This window comes from Parasedimentitalea marina, assembly GCF_004006175.1.
Classification (GTDB): Bacteria; Pseudomonadota; Alphaproteobacteria; order Rhodobacterales; family Rhodobacteraceae; genus Parasedimentitalea; species Parasedimentitalea marina.
On record NZ_CP033219.1, the window covers coordinates 305,117 to 319,574 of the forward strand.

A 14,458-nucleotide genomic window follows, 5' to 3' on the forward strand; every position below is an offset into this window, starting at 1 on the left:
TGATATGCATATTTCAAAGGGAACTAAAATGCTAGTGTTCTAAGGTGCATCGTAATGCGCGGAGATATACGTCCGGCAAGGTGAAGAGAAACCTTTTTGGCTAAACCTGCAAGCGACTGTTGACTACGGCAACAATCCAAGGGAACGGTCAGGCTCATTACGGGGCAAAAGCCGGGTCTTTAGGATGGGCCAGGGGGCGCAATTTGATCGGAGAGACTATGACACAGGCGACGATTGCGTTTCTGGGCACTGGCCTGATGGGGGCGCCGATGGCGCGCAACCTGCTGGCTGCAGGGTTTGCAGTGCAGGTTTGGAACCGCAGCATCGCCAAGGCTGTGCCGCTGGCGGGATACGGAGCGCGTGTCTGCAGTTCGCCCGAAGCAGCGGTAACTGGCGCGGATTTTGTCATCACGACACTTAGCAATGGCACCGCGACGGAATCGATCATGGGCAGCGCCGCTGTCGCGGCGGCATTGAAATCCGGGGCGACCTGGATTGAGATGAGTTCGGTCAAACCAACCGAGGCCCGGTGGCAGCGGGATCACCTGCAAGAGCTTGGGGTGGCCCATCTGGACGCGCCAATTTCGGGGGGAACCCGGGGCGCAGAGACGGGCAGTCTGGCGATCATGGTTGGCGGCGAGGTCGCGGTCTTTGAGCCTGCCGTGCCGGTCTTGCAGGCCATGGGGCGACCCGTTCTTGTTGGCCCCTCAGGTAGCGGACAACTGGCAAAGCTGGCCAACCAAGCCATCGTTGGGGTGACCATCGGTGCGGTCGCCGAGGCGATGCTGTTGTTGGAAGAAGGCGGTGCAGATCCGGCGGCGGTGCGTCTGGCGTTAAAGGGCGGGTTTGCAGATAGCACCATTTTGCAGCAACACGGCGAACGGATGACAGAGCGCAATTTTGATCCGGGCGGGGCCTCTCGTACGCAGGTCAAGGACCTGGACAACCTGCTGGAAGAGGCGGCATCGTTGAAGCTGGACCTGCCGATGTCCAAGGATGTTCGCAGACGGTTTGCCCGTTTCTGTGATGAAATGGAGGGCGGGGATCGCGATCATTCAGGTCTGTATCTGGAGCTTCGCAAACATAACAACATGAAGGACGCCGGCAAATGACCAATATTCTGATCATAGGTGGCGGTGGCATGATCGGCCAGAAACTGGCGCGTCTTCTTGCCGATCAAGGCTGGCAGGGGGAACCCGCTGAAGTCACGTTGTATGATGTCGGCTTTCCGCAGAACGGGGCAGATGCCAGCCGCCGGATTGTTGGCAACCTAACCGAAAACGGAGCTGCCGTTGGTCTGGCATCGACCCGCCCCGATATCGTGTTCCACCTGGCCGCCATTGTGTCCGGCGAGGCCGAGCAGGATTTTGATACCGGCTGGCAGGTAAACATGTTTGCCGGCTGGTCGCTGCTAGAGGCGCTGCGAGAACAACATGAAGCCAGTGGTGGCACCTACCGGCCGCGGGTTGTTTTTGCGTCTTCGATTGCGGTGTTTGGGGCACCGTTCCCGGATCAGATTGGCGATGAATTCCTGACCGCACCGCTGACGTCATACGGTGCGCAAAAGGCGATCAGCGAGATGATGCTAAGCGACTTTAGCCGCAAAGGCTTTGTCGATGGGATCTCTGTCCGGCTGCCCACGATCTGTGTGCGGCCCGGTAAGGCGAACAAGGCGGCGTCGTCCTTTTTCTCGAGCATCATCCGTGAGCCGTTGAATGGCAGAAAGGTGATCTTGCCAGTGTCAGACACGGTGCGGCACTACCATGCCTCGCCCAAATCAGCGGCGGGTTTTCTGAACCATGCGGCGGGGCTGGACACAGGGCAGTTAGACGGGCGGTTAAGCCTGAACATGCCCGGGGTATCGTGCACCGTAGCCGAGCAAATCCAGGCGTTGAGTGACATTGCGGGGGCCGGCACGGTTGCATTGATCAGCCATGATGAGGATCCTGAGGTCGCCAAAATCGTAGGCGGCTGGCCGCAGGATTTTGACGCCACCCGCGCACGGGCACTGGGCTTTCAGGCGGAAACCAGCTTTCGGGATATCATCCAAACCTACATCGACGAGGACCTTGGTCACAGCTAACTTCCAGGATAAGCGAGATACCCCAATTGTGCAGGGACCGGGGTGATACTGGCGCTGAAGAGGAAACGTCTGTGTCGGCCAGTCTGGCTGAGGTATATGTGTAAAATATTGAATTTTATCAGTTAAACACTCTGTCCAAAATTTCCTCGGCGGGCGAATTTCTGTCGGCAGGCCTTTAACCCCTCTTTTTTTGAGGGTTCGGACATTTTTGCCAGCTTAGGGGGTTGCGCCTGTTGGCAGGGGACACTAAACCCCGCCAACAGTGCACCCGTAGCTCAGCTGGATAGAGTACCTGACTACGAATCAGGGGGTCAGAGGTTCGAATCCTCTCGGGTGCACCATTTCACATCTTTTGACCTGACAGGCAGACCGGTTTGGTGCATCTGAATACGGTTTTGCACGCTCCCTGATCCTGGTCAGTGGACGCATTGCGAGGTGTTGATGTGGCTTGCACTATGAAATGGACGAAGAACAGGTTGGGTGGCGGTCTTGACCGGTGTCAACCGCCCAGCTGACTGCGCATTGCCTGATAGACAACGGCCGTGGCCACATTTGCCAGGTTGAGCGAGCGGACACGTGTATCAAGCATCGGCAAATGAAAGACGCGATCCTCCATGCCGCCTAAGACCTCGGATGACAGGCCCTTGGATTCGCAGCCGAATACCAAATACCCATCGGGGTTATAGTCGGGTGCATAGAGGCTTTGGGCGCCGTGTTCTTCAAAGAAATACAGGCTTTCGCGTCGGGGCTTTTGCTCGTCCAAAAAGCTTTGCCAGCTGTCATATTCGGTGAGGTTAACATGCTTCCAGTAGTCCGTTCCGGCCCGGCGCACTGCTTTTTCATCGAGGGAGAAGCCGTAGGGCTTGATCAGGATCAGCTCTAGGTTCAGCGCCACGCAGGTCCGCCCGATTGCACCGGTGTTGTAGGGAATTTCAGGCGTCACCAATACGATTTTCAGGCGCGGATCGGACATAGGGTATCTGGGCTTTCGAAAGTCACGGGCCCAGGATTGGCCCGCTGTTGGCAGCCTGTTACCGCAACTCAGGCGACCTTAACACCGCTAACTTTGCCAGCCCATTGGCGGTTAGCGAGGGCGCCGGGGTGTTTCCGCCCCTGCGCCGACGTTTTGCTAGATCAGAGGCGACACGGTCATGGTGTCTGGGGCATCTGTGCCAATCAGGCTTAGGATTGTCGGTGCAATTGCTCGTTGGTCCAGAACAGAGCTGGCCTCGGCAGTGATCGTTTCGGAGAAGGCAAAGAAGGGGACTTCACGCAGGCAGGGTTGGTTTCCTGCGTGGTGGCCGTCTGCATTCATCCCGTGATCAGCCGTTACCAGCACATCATATCCGGCCTCACGCAGGCGCGGGATCAGACGGGACAGGGCATTGTCGCTTTTCCACGCCTGAATCCGGTACTCGGATGAATCTGCGGTGAACCAATGGCCCAGCGTATCGCAGGCGGACATGTGCAGCAGCAGATAATCCGGCGCGTGATCATCGGCTATCCGCCAGGTCTGCGCACAGAGATCAACATCCGATGGCATGCAGGAATTCTCGGGCGAGTAGCCCTCCATCGAGTAGTACCGCGCAAAAGGCACCGGTTGGTCTGGATCGTTGATTTCCGTGTGCTCAAACGGATCAAATGCCGAGCCACCATAGAGCGTATGGTAGTAGCTATGCGCGACGATGCCGGTGTTGCGGCCGGCGACTTTGAGCTGTGAGAACACGTTGGGGCGTTGCGATGGCCGGATGGCTTCATTGCTCAAAATGCCATGATCCACCGGCGCCAGTCCGGTATGGATGGTTTCATATAGCGGCGCCGAGATGGTTGGCAGGCAGGCCTGCATTTTCCACAACCTGGCAAGGCCCGCCTCAACCGAGGCAGCCAGGTAGCCACATTCTGCTACGGCCGTGTCGTAGCGCAATCCATCTACGATAATCAGGCAGGTTTTTGTCATCGTCAGAGGCTCTTGATTTTGTCAGTAGTGAGGGGGCAGGCGAGATAGACGCCAAATTCCGTGCCGATGTCTGCACTGACACGGGCGTGAACGCGACCCTGGCGATCCTGAAAGCGCTGGGTGTCGGTCACCGGGAAAACGCCTTCGTGCCAGACGCTGGGGTGAATATATAGACCCCGGCTGCCATCGCACCAAAAGGCCACCACCTTATCCGGGGACAGGTTGTCCCCGGGCAGTGCCAGCGGCACGATAAAGGGCTTGTTCTCAAGCGGATAGAAAAACTGGCCACCGTCCGGGTGGTAGTTCATATGCCACAGAAGCACGTGGTTGCGGGGCGTTTGGCTGGCTTCGGTTTTGGCCATCTGTGGGTCGGTGGACCAGCCAAGTACGTATTCGCCGTTGACGGCCTCGTTCTCGCCGTACAGGACATCGCCTTTCCAGTCGCAGCGAAAGATGCCTTCGACCCAGCCGCCTTCGTCGCCGGTGCCTTGATCAATGGGGCGCCAGCCCTGTGCGGGCCACTGTTTGATCTCGATATCAAATGTATCGGGGTCATCCACAAAACAGCCATAGCCCTCGATGCTTTGTTCCGTCGCGCGGATCAATGGCACCTCGTGCAGTGGCAGCGAGGGCTTGCTGCTGGCCTCAAAAATATACTGCGGTTCGCTCATGTGGTCGCACCGCAGTGTTGATCGACAATGCGCTGTACCATTGGAGCGAAATGCGCAAAGGGCGGGGTTTCCATATCCGCGTGCTTGCCCGCTTCGTCCAGGTAGCGCACGGCGATGATCTCTGTTAAATTCGGGTTCTGTTCGAACACCTGAACTTCGTCTTCGTTCATCGGCCCACCCTGAAGGTTCAGTGAATGGATCGAGGCCTCGGAGAGCCTGTCGAAATAGCTCGGCTTGGTTGCGCAGAGATAGCGTTTTGCCGCCACGTGATAGCGAACACAATCAGTGACGAGGGTCGGGAAATAGTCCTGCAGGACCTCGGCGCCGGCGTCCTCGTGGAACTTGTCCTGGGTGTCATCCATGCTGAACATGCCAAATTCACTGGTGAAATGACCCACATCATGCAGCAGGGCAGAGACGATGATGATCTCAGGCTGATCGTTCTGCTCGGCGATGGTCGCGCCTTGCAGCATGTGCTGTGCCATGGTTACCGGTTCGCCCAGATACTCTTCACCGCCGCGGCGCTCGAAGATATCTTCGAGAAACGCGACGATGTTGCTGCTGTTGAGTTTGGTAAAATCTGGTTTGCTCATTCGGCGGCCTCCAGTTGGGCGGCGTCTTCTGCGGCCTCGAGGACCGCCAGCTTGGAGTTCAGCGAGTCCATGTCGGCGTAGCAACCCTGGAACCAACGTGTTCCAGTTCCCGCATAGCCTTTGCGGGCGTGCAGGACGCGGCGGTTGTCCACTAGGAAGCTTTCGCCGGGTTCAAGGCGGAACGAGACCTCCATTGCCGGATCATCAATGATTTCACCCATACGGCGGTAGGCGGCGTAGTAGGTGGCCATTTCATCAAAGGGGACGTCGGTAATGGCGGCGGTCGAGCGGTTGTTAAAGCGGACGCCGATCAGCTCGCCGTCTGGGGCCAGTTCAATCATCGGCCGACGCGAGCGCAACATGACGCCGTCCGAGCCGGCATATTCAAAGTGCGCGCAGTGGCGGGCAAGAACGTTGAACCAATCTTCGTTTTCAGACCGCAGCTGCTCGGCAACACGAAAACCATCGACAACCATGTTCTCGCCACCTGCAGCCGAGCTTTCGAGGCAGTAAAGAACCTGAATGGTAGGCACTGGATCCCGGTAAGGGTTGTCCGTATGGGCCTGCAGCCCAAGGCCGGTATAGGCGAGATTTGTTGGGTTTACTTCGGTACGGACCTCGAAGTGACGGCCGTAGTTGGTTTCGCGCACATAGCCGAACAGGTCGACAACCTTCATCAGAGCCAGATCTTCGATCGGGCCATCCGCAAGCTTACCAAAGCCAAAGCGCGCGATCTGGCCAAGCCAGGTTTTCAACGCTGCAGGATCTGTACTGACAGAGGCGAAACTGGCGACGGGAATGCGTGACATCAGTTCAGCGTCCCAGGTCTCGACACTGGATTTGGTCCATCCAGGCTGTGCGGCGTCTGTGCGGTCATAGGCGTTTTGCAAAAGCCAGCTGACGTCATAGTCGACTGTTTTATCTTCAGGTGCGAAGGTGACGCTAAGGGTTGCCCCAGTCAGGGTTGCCGCGCTGATCCGTGTCTCTTGTGGGATATCGCGCAGGGCGATCAGGCGCTGGCCGTTGTCAGCCGAGCGTGTGGCGGCGTCCCAGGCATTGTCGCGCAGCCAAATGGCGTGAAATCGTGTCCGTGTCTCGCCTTCAACAAGCGTCAGGTACACGCCGTCTTCGTTCAAGATGCATTCTAACATTTTTACACTGCCTTTGAAGTCTGGGTTTATGTTGGTTGCAAATTTTCACGAGTCTTACATAATGACAATCAATATAATCTGAGTCTTAGATGCGGTTTTCCTTATGTCTAATTTGTCGCTAAGCACCATACCACTTGACTGGGTGCGGGCCTTTGAAGTGGCTGGCAGAACCGGCAGTTTCACAGCAGCGGCCAAGGAAACCAACGTGACGCAGGCGTCGATCAGCCAGCGCATCTCGAACCTGGAGCAGCGCATCGGGGCACGTTTGTTTGTTCGGAATCCGCGTGGCGTCACCTTGAGCGTCGAGGGAGAAGTCTGGCTGCCTTATGTGACGGCGGCGTTTCGCAGCCTCGACGAAAGCTATGAAGAGATTTTTGGTCTGCAGCGCGAAAAGATCACGATTTCTGCAAGTGCCTCGGTGAATGAGCTGTGGTTGTCGCCACGGTTGCGGAACTGGCAGGGCAAACACCAGCCGCAGATCGTGTTGTCGACGATGGTTTTGCAGGCCGAAGACAATCTTCTGGATGCCACAATTCGTGTGCAATACGGTGTCGGCGAAGGCAAAAATCAGCACAAGACCCCGTTATATGCAGAACAGCTTAGCCCGGTTGCGGCGCCGGAGCTACTGGCGGGGCAGGCCTCGTGGCTGGAGTTGCCACGACTGGCGGTCTCTGGTCCGCGGCCCGGCTGGCACGACTGGGCGCGCCATACCGGTGACCCGATCACCCCTGTGCCAAAGATCAGGTTTGACAGTTTTTCAGCGGCTCTGTCAGGTGCCGTATCAGGCGCCGGTGTATTGCTGGCCTCGCTGCCGCTTTGCGCGGATCTGTTAGATCAAGGTAAGCTGGTGCGGGTGTCCGATCACCTGCTGGAGCCACAAGAGACATATTGGATGATGGCCAGCAAAGACGGGCTGACCAAGTCGCAATGGACCAACGTGATCGAGAGTTTTTCGCTCGGATAGTCGGTATCCAGTTCGCATCACGCGACTTAGTTTACTGCTTGGAATAGTCGTCCATGAGCACCTGAAGCTCTTCGAGCGTTTCTGGAAAGCGCGCAAAACTGTGAACGGCAGGAACGCTTGCCCACGGCATTTTTTCGTCCGTCATCAGTTCGACGAATGGTTCAAAAGATGCGGCGTCATCGAGCACCGATGTGCGGAGGTTGATCCGTTGGTTCGCTCCGCCGATCCGGGAAAAGACGAAGTTCAAGCAGGATGTGCAGAAATAGTGTGTCCGCCCATTGGAGGCGAGACCCCCTTTGGTTAGGTCTCCAGTGCAGGAAAAACTGTTGGATGGAAACATTGTCGTCAGTGAATACGCGCTTGCGCAAAGTTTCTGACAGTCGCGACAATGGCACGCCAATGTTAGAAGTGGAGGTGCGGTCACAGTTATCTGCACTGACCCACAAAGGCAGGCGCCCTTCAAGGGTGGCTTAGGAAGTACCATCTGCGGTCTTTCATTTAATGACGATCTATCAAGGATAGTAGATTTCTGTGGGAAAGCGCCAGATGGCCGAAAAAAATGGCAGATCAATCATATAGTAATTTTGCCCCGACCGACTCCATTTCGCACTTTGGTTGGCAATGAACTCGGCGCTGAATTGGTTTCACAGGGCCTTTCCCGTGTTGACACTGCCGGACTAGCACCGCAACGCTGGCGCTGAGAAACAGGGAGCGGATATGGGCAAGGGCGGTCAGTTGGAATTTCCGGTGATACGGACAGTCGGACTGCAGGGCATGTTGGTGACGTTTGCAGATGCATTAAGCGAGCCGTCGAACCGCGCGACCCTGGCGTTTCAGGCAGATGTGGCGATGGATGGGGTGGTTGAAACCTCGACCTCGCTGGCCTCGGTTTTTGTCCGGTTTGACCCTGGATCTGTGTCGCATGATCAGGTGCGGGCGCAGCTGCAGACCCTGTTGGCCGCGCGCGACTGGTATAGTGCTGCTTTGCCAGAAGGACGGCGGTTCTGGAGGGTGCCGACAGTCTATGGCACCGATCTGGCGCCGCAACTGGCCGAAGCTGCTGATGCAGCCGGGATGAGCGAAGCACAGGCGATTGACAGTCTGGGCTCGGCACGGGTGCGGGTGTTGACCATCGGTTTTGCCGCCTCGCAACCCTATTTGGGGACCCTGGGCGAGGAATGGGATTTGCCGCGCCAGACAGCGCTGACCCCAATGGTGCCGTCGGGTGCATTGGTGCAGGCGATCCGCCAGTTTGTGCTGTTCACAGCCCCGGCACCAACCGGCTGGCGACATGTTGGCCAGACGGGAATGCGGCTGTTTCGGCCTGAGCGTGAAGACCCCTTTGCCCTGAGGGCGGGGGATGAAATGATATTTGAGCCGGTCGCGCGTGAGGCATTCTTGCGCCTGCGCGAGAGAGATCCAGACAGTGGTGGGGCCATCATGACCGAGATCGCATCATGAGCGGGTTCAGGGTGTTACAGGTTGGGCCGGTTGTTTCAGTGCAGGACATGGGCCGACCTGGCTTGCTGGAGCGTGGTATCTCGCAGGGTGGGGCCGCCGATGTGCTGGCGCTGGCCGAAGGCGCGGCGCTGTTGCGCCAGGATGCGGGTCTGGCGGCGCTGGAAATGGGCGGTCTTGGCGGTACCTTCGAGGCAACCGGTGCGATGCGCATTGCGCTGACCGGTGCGCCGATGCTGGCGACCCTGGATGGAGCGGCCCTGGCCTGGAATGCCTCGCATTTGGTTGCGGCTGGGCAGAAGCTGGTGATCGGTGCTGCGCGGCGTGGGGTCTATGGCTATCTGCATCTGGGTGGCGGCATTGAGACGGATCGCGTGTTGGGATCGCGCGCGGCGCATTTGATGGGCGGAATTGGCAGAGCGACCCAAGCAGGGGATGTTCTGCCCGCCGGACCGGACACTGGCCACGAGACCGGTTTGGGGATCGGCGCCGAAGATCGGTTCTCGGGCGGGGCGCTGCGTATCGTCGAAAGTTTTCAAACCAGTCTGTTCCCGGCCGACGTTCGGGAGCGGTTTGGCGCGACCGCATTCACGCGGGGAGGCCGCGCCAATCGCATGGGGGTCGAAATGGTCTCAGACGGGGCGGGGTTCTCGGCTGCGGGGCAGCTGAATATCCTGTCCGAGGTGATCGCACCCGGTGACGTGCAGATGACCGGCGACGGCAAACCTTTTGTTTTGCTGCGCGAGTGTCAGACCACCGGCGGCTACCCTCGGATTGGCACCGTGTTGCCCTGCGATCTGGCCCGGGTGGCGCAGGCTGGCAATGGCGCGGCGCTGCGGTTTGACTGGGTGAGCCTGCAAGAGGGTCTGGAGATACAGGCCCGGTACGAGGCTCATGTGAAATCGCTGCCGTCACGCTGCGCCTCTCTGGTCCGAGATCCTGCGGATATGGCAGATCTATTATCTTATCAGTTGATCAGCGGCGCGGTCTCGGCTGGCGCTGATCCGTTCGACATTGGAGAGAACACATGAGTAATTCGGTCGATTTGAACGCTGATATGGGCGAAAGCTTTGGGCCATGGACCATGGGGGATGATGCGGCGTTGCTGGATATCATCTCGTCTGCCAATATCGCCTGTGGCTTTCACGCGGGTGATCCGGATGTGATGGCGGCGACCATGGCGCGGGCGATGGACTGTGACGTGGGTATTGGGTCGCATCCTGGCTTCGCTGATTTGCAGGGGTTTGGACGGCGCAAGATGCAGCTGCCCAAAGAGAGTCTGAAAAACATGGTGCGGTATCAACTGGGGGCCTCGCGCGGGATGGCGGCTGCGCTGGGCGGCAACGTCCGGCACCTGAAACTGCACGGGGCGCTGTCCAACATGTGTAGCGTCGACGCCGATATGGCGCGCGCCTGTTATGAGGCGGCGCTGGAGGTGGACCCGGACATCATCATCATGGTGCTGGCGGCGACAGCAATGGAAGAGGTGGTACGGGATCTGGGCTGCAACTGGGCCGGAGAGATTTTTGCCGACCGCGCATATAACGATGACGCAACGCTGGTTGATCGCTCACTTCCGGGGGCCGTGATCCATGACCCGGCGGTGGCTGGTCCGCGTATTTTGCAGATGGTGCAAGAGGGGGCGATCATAACTGAAAGCGGCAAGCGTATCCCAACTGCCATTGATACGATTTGCCTGCATGGGGACACTCCAACCGCTGTGGCGCTGGCAGGATCGGTCCGCGACAGCCTGACGAAGGGCGGTATCGATATTGCGCAATTCACCGGACGGCAGGGCTGACTATTGGCGAAAATCTAAGGGATTTCTCGGATACCTTTTGGATTTCTGAAGATTGTTTGTTTGTATATCAACGCGTTCTGCTGATTTGGCTAAAATTGGATATTGGCTCCTATCCAAGAGCCGCCCTGTGTAGTACAAGGTCCCGACTTATCATTTGACTGTCAGGACAAACCGCAATGAGCTTTCAGTTTTTCTCGGATAAAAATCGCCCCGTGCACTTGGGGCCGTTCCCGTTAGAGCGGTTGGTTCGTGGAGAAATGCCGGATCTGACCGCGGTGCCGCGGTTCCAGCCATTGAATTTTCGTCGCCCGGGCTTGCCTGCCTCGATCGTCAACGCAATGGGCGAATACCAGGCGATGATGGATGCAATTCGCGACGGTATGGTCAACAAGGCCCGTGCCGAGTGTCCGGACGATCCAGGTGAACGTGCCGAGCATATCAAAGGGTTCGGCTATTTCTCGGATGCGGCGATGGTCGGGATCGGTCCGGTGCCAGCGACGGCCCGGCTTGATCTGCCCTATCGGAACCCTGATATCGACCGCCTCTCTGAAGATCTGAAAACCCGGCAAACCAAAACGCTGGCCGCTGGGATCGACCTGATTATGGCGGATCTGAAGGAGGCGATGGTCGCGCCGCCAACCACCATTGGTGATCACGCCCGCGCGATTGTGTTTCTCTATGAACTGTCACGTGATCCGAAACCGGATGAGGAAGGGTGCGAGTGGCTGGCAGATGCACAGGACCATCGTGCCTGCTTGCGGGCCAGTGAAACCGCCGTTGTGCTGGCAAACTATATCCGGTTGCTGGGCTGGGACGCCAAGGCCCATACTGGCACCTCGTCGGATGTGGATCTGAACCAATTGGCCGTGGCGGCAGGTCTGGCCACGGTTGAAGATGGTCACTTGGTGAACCCTTACCTGGGCAGTCGCTTTGGCGTCGCAGTGGTAACCACCGATTTCGATTTGACGATGGACATGCCTTTGGCGCCGATGGATCAGCAGCCGATGCTGCAGATCAAGGGGCCAAAATGGTGGATCGGTCTGGGCTCGCAACGTTCGGCGTTGAATGGCGATCCCTATCGTAACCGCGATTTCAAGGATGGGCCTCACCCCTTTGAGACGCTGACCCGGGTTGATGGACCAACCACATATATCGACGAAGCGCATGTGGCGCGGGTTCCCAAGCGGGCGGATATGTTTGCGCGGGCGCAGTTCGGAGACATGGGAAAAGGCAACCAAAAGGCAGCGACAGGCGGGTTTTATGTGCGCAAAGCAGCGCCCTCTATGGCGCAGCGGCGGATGCTGGGGGCTTTTGTGCTGTTGCAGGATGGCGAGTCCCTTGTCGGGCCGCGTCCGACGGATGTTGCGCGAAACGCCGCCAATATTAAGGCAGCCAGTTATTGGCTGGGCATTGACGCCGTGGGCATCAGTCGTTGCCCGGAGTGGGCCTGGTACAGCCATGACGCCACCGGCGCCGAGATTGTACCGGAACATGATCAGGCAATCAGTATGATTGTGGATCAGGGGTTTGAAACCACCGATGGCACCTCTGGTGATGATTGGATTGCGGTGGCCCAGTCGATGCGCGCCTATCTGCGGTTCTCGCTGCTGGGCGGGGTGATCGCGCGTCAGATCCGTAATCTGGGCTACAAGGCCAAAGCGCATTCGGTGATGGATGGGGAAGTGCTGCAACCGCCGCTGTTGCTGTTGTCCGGGCTGGGCGAGGTCTCGCGCATTGGCGAGGTGATCCTGAACCCGTTTTTGGGGCCACGACTGAAGTCTGGTGTGGTGACCACGGACATGCCTATGGCGCATGACAAGCCGATTGATTTTGGCCTGCAGCGGTTTTGCGAAAGTTGCAACAAATGCGCGCGGGAGTGTCCGGCGGGGGCGATTACGGCCGGGCCCAAGAAGATGTTCAACGGCTATGAGATCTGGAAGAGCGACAGTCAGAAGTGCACCACCTACCGGATCACCACACCGGGTGGCGCGATGTGCGGCCGTTGTATGAAGACATGCCCCTGGAACCTCGAGGGCTTGTTCTCTGAGAAACCATTCCGCTGGGCGGCGATGAACCTGCCACAGACGGCTCCGGCATTGGCCAAACTGGATGATCTGGTCGGCAACGGCGAGATGAACCCGGTCAAAAAATGGTGGTGGGATCTGGAGATGCAAGAGGATGGAGGTTATCGCCCAACACGTCGTCCGGTGAATGCCCGCGCCTTGCAAAAGGATCTGAAGCTTAAGTTCGAGGACCAGACGCTGGCTGTTTATCCGGCCAATCTGGCACCGCACCCCTGGCCTTATCCTTTCCCAATGGATCGTGAGGCTGGAATCCAGGCCTATCAGGCGATGATTTCCGCAGACGACTATAAGACGCGCAAGGCGCATGGAGAGAGCGGCGACTGGGAACACATTTACAACAGCAACACTGACAGCCCGGTTCTGCCGGTTGTGGTTTCAGTAGCAGAGACCATGAGCTCGGATGTGACCAAATATGAGTTCCGCAGTCTGGATGGTTCGGACCTGCCCGAATGGACGGCTGGGGCGCATCTGGATATCGTGGTCGCCCCCGAGTTCCTGCGGCAGTATTCAATGTCGGGTGATCCAGCAGACCGCAGCAAATACCAGATCGGCGTGCTGCGCGAGGATGAGGGCAGGGGGGGATCTGCGCTGCTGCACCGGATTTTCGCCGAAGGGCGCCGGATTTTCATCTCAAAGCCGATCAATCACTTCCCTCTGGATGACACCGCCAGCAAAAGCTTCCTGATGGGCGGCGGCATTGGCATTACGCCGATGATTGCCATGGCGCATCAGCTGTATGCTCAGGGCCGGGACTTTGAGGTGCATTATTCGATCTCATCGCGATCCGGGGCTGGCTATCTTGAGGATCTTGCAGCCATGCCATGGGCGGACCATGTCTCTTTGCATATCTCGGACGAGGGCACACGGGCGGACCTGGATGCGCTGCTGAGCGGATACCGCGATGGTTGGCATGTCTATTCCTGCGGCCCGGATCGCTTCATGGATGGCGTGATGCAGGCGGCGGAACGGCAGGGCTTTACCGATGAGGCCCGCCACCTTGAGTTTTTCTCGGTGCCGGACTTGCCGGAGTACGAAAATCATGACTTCACTCTGAAATTGGCACGCTCCGGGCGGGAAATTCTGATCCCAGCCGACAAGACCGCGACGGATGTATTGGCCGAGAAAGGCGTGCACATAGATGTGAAATGCTCTGACGGCATTTGTGGGGTCTGCAAATGTGGGCTGGTGTCAGGTGCGGTTGAACACAGGGATTTTGTCTTGTCCAAGGCTCAACAACAGACACAGGTGATCCTGTGCCAGTCACGGGCTGCTGATAAGGGCGGAGTGATTGTTGTCGATCTGTAGCGGTTTCGACGGTGCTCCTGTTTCGGTGCCTTCCTAACAACTCCCGCCCGCTGACACGTGCATCAAAGATGCCCGGTCTGCCGTTGGGCCGCGCGCCGCGCTTTGCGCGGCGCTGGGCCCAACTCTGAGATGTGGCCGTTAGGCCCATCTAAGGAGGCGGGAGAAATTGCTGTGTCGACAGAGACATTGGTGAGACTGGGTGACATGCCTTCCAATAGGTATCCGGCGGCAATAGCTTGCGGACTAAGTCTGTAGGTGATGCGACGATTGCGGTGCTGTCATGACCAATGATGGCATCGGCAAATTCTCACCAATAGCAGACATACCAGACTTGACAGGCAGGCCTGCGCACGGACAGTCTTAGGCGATTGTCGGCTGTTTATATTTTGAG

13 protein-coding genes and 1 tRNA gene are annotated in these 14,458 nt (G+C 58.0%); 8 read left to right on the forward strand and 6 right to left on the reverse strand.

From position 1 onward, the window contains the following. The first annotated feature begins 119 nt into the window (after positions 1 to 119). The 3 genes from EBB79_RS01605 to EBB79_RS01615 all read left to right on the forward strand — a co-directional run bounded on the left by EBB79_RS01605 (position 120) and on the right by EBB79_RS01615 (position 2,424). Positions 120 to 1,112, forward strand: coding sequence for an NAD(P)-dependent oxidoreductase (locus EBB79_RS01605; RefSeq protein ID WP_274594826.1), 993 nt, complete (start codon positions 120 to 122; stop codon positions 1,110 to 1,112). Then, positions 1,109 to 2,083 (forward strand): D-erythronate dehydrogenase, encoded by a 975-nt coding sequence (gene denD, locus EBB79_RS01610; RefSeq protein WP_127747165.1) that lies wholly within the window; start codon positions 1,109 to 1,111, stop codon positions 2,081 to 2,083. The genes EBB79_RS01605 and denD overlap by 4 nt, the downstream gene beginning before the upstream one ends. A gap of 264 nt (positions 2,084 to 2,347) precedes the next feature. Further along, a tRNA-Arg gene (locus tag EBB79_RS01615) sits at positions 2,348 to 2,424 on the forward strand. A 158-nt stretch (positions 2,425 to 2,582) separates the two neighbouring features. Here the strand turns inward: EBB79_RS01615 and EBB79_RS01620 are convergent. The 5 genes from EBB79_RS01620 to tmpA all read right to left on the reverse strand — a co-directional run bounded on the left by EBB79_RS01620 (position 2,583) and on the right by tmpA (position 6,455). Continuing rightward, entirely contained in the window at positions 2,583 to 3,056 is a 474-nt protein-coding gene (locus EBB79_RS01620; protein ID WP_127747166.1) for a tRNA (cytidine(34)-2'-O)-methyltransferase, read from the reverse strand. A 156-nt stretch (positions 3,057 to 3,212) separates the two neighbouring features. Beyond that, the gene (locus tag EBB79_RS01625) at positions 3,213 to 4,040 is read right to left on the reverse strand and encodes an alkaline phosphatase family protein (RefSeq protein WP_127747167.1); all 828 of its coding nucleotides are present in this window, start codon (positions 4,038 to 4,040) and stop codon (positions 3,213 to 3,215) included. Positions 4,041 to 4,042: 2 nt separating this feature from the next. After that, positions 4,043 to 4,711: an ureidoglycolate lyase gene (locus EBB79_RS01630; RefSeq protein ID WP_127747168.1), complete on the reverse strand. Its 669-nt coding sequence runs from the start codon at positions 4,709 to 4,711 to the stop codon at positions 4,043 to 4,045. After that, positions 4,708 to 5,304, reverse strand: a complete 597-nt coding sequence (gene tmpB, locus EBB79_RS01635; protein ID WP_127747169.1) for a (R)-1-hydroxy-2-trimethylaminoethylphosphonate oxygenase — start codon at positions 5,302 to 5,304, stop codon at positions 4,708 to 4,710. Before tmpB ends, EBB79_RS01630 begins: the two co-directional genes overlap by 4 nt. After that, positions 5,301 to 6,455 carry a 2-trimethylaminoethylphosphonate dioxygenase gene (tmpA, locus tag EBB79_RS01640; RefSeq protein WP_127747170.1) on the reverse strand — a complete coding sequence of 385 codons (1,155 nt, stop codon included), beginning with the start codon at positions 6,453 to 6,455 and terminating at the stop codon, positions 5,301 to 5,303. The genes tmpB and tmpA overlap by 4 nt, the downstream gene beginning before the upstream one ends. 103 nt (positions 6,456 to 6,558) lie before the next feature. Between tmpA and EBB79_RS01645 the strand changes: the two genes are divergently transcribed. Continuing rightward, entirely contained in the window at positions 6,559 to 7,419 is an 861-nt protein-coding gene (locus EBB79_RS01645; protein ID WP_127747171.1) for a LysR family transcriptional regulator, read from the forward strand. Between the two features lie 31 nt (positions 7,420 to 7,450). Here EBB79_RS01645 and EBB79_RS01650 read toward each other — a convergent pair whose 3' ends face one another. Continuing rightward, entirely contained in the window at positions 7,451 to 7,903 is a 453-nt protein-coding gene (locus EBB79_RS01650) for a GFA family protein (protein ID WP_127747172.1), read from the reverse strand. 233 nt (positions 7,904 to 8,136) lie between these two features. Here EBB79_RS01650 and EBB79_RS01655 point away from each other — a divergent pair, with 233 nt between their 5' ends. The 4 genes from EBB79_RS01655 (at position 8,137) to EBB79_RS01670 (ending at position 14,067) form a co-directional block, all read left to right on the forward strand. Then, entirely contained in the window at positions 8,137 to 8,880 is a 744-nt protein-coding gene (locus EBB79_RS01655) for a 5-oxoprolinase subunit B family protein (RefSeq protein ID WP_127747173.1), read from the forward strand. Next, entirely contained in the window at positions 8,877 to 9,908 is a 1,032-nt protein-coding gene (locus EBB79_RS01660; RefSeq protein ID WP_127747174.1) for a 5-oxoprolinase subunit C family protein, read from the forward strand. The genes EBB79_RS01655 and EBB79_RS01660 overlap by 4 nt, the downstream gene beginning before the upstream one ends. Then, positions 9,905 to 10,678, forward strand: coding sequence for a LamB/YcsF family protein (locus tag EBB79_RS01665; protein WP_127747175.1), 774 nt, complete (start codon positions 9,905 to 9,907; stop codon positions 10,676 to 10,678). Before EBB79_RS01660 ends, EBB79_RS01665 begins: the two co-directional genes overlap by 4 nt. A 176-nt stretch (positions 10,679 to 10,854) precedes the next feature. Then, positions 10,855 to 14,067, forward strand: coding sequence for a 2Fe-2S iron-sulfur cluster-binding protein (locus EBB79_RS01670; RefSeq protein WP_127747176.1), 3,213 nt, complete (start codon positions 10,855 to 10,857; stop codon positions 14,065 to 14,067). Positions 14,068 to 14,458 lie beyond the last annotated feature (391 nt).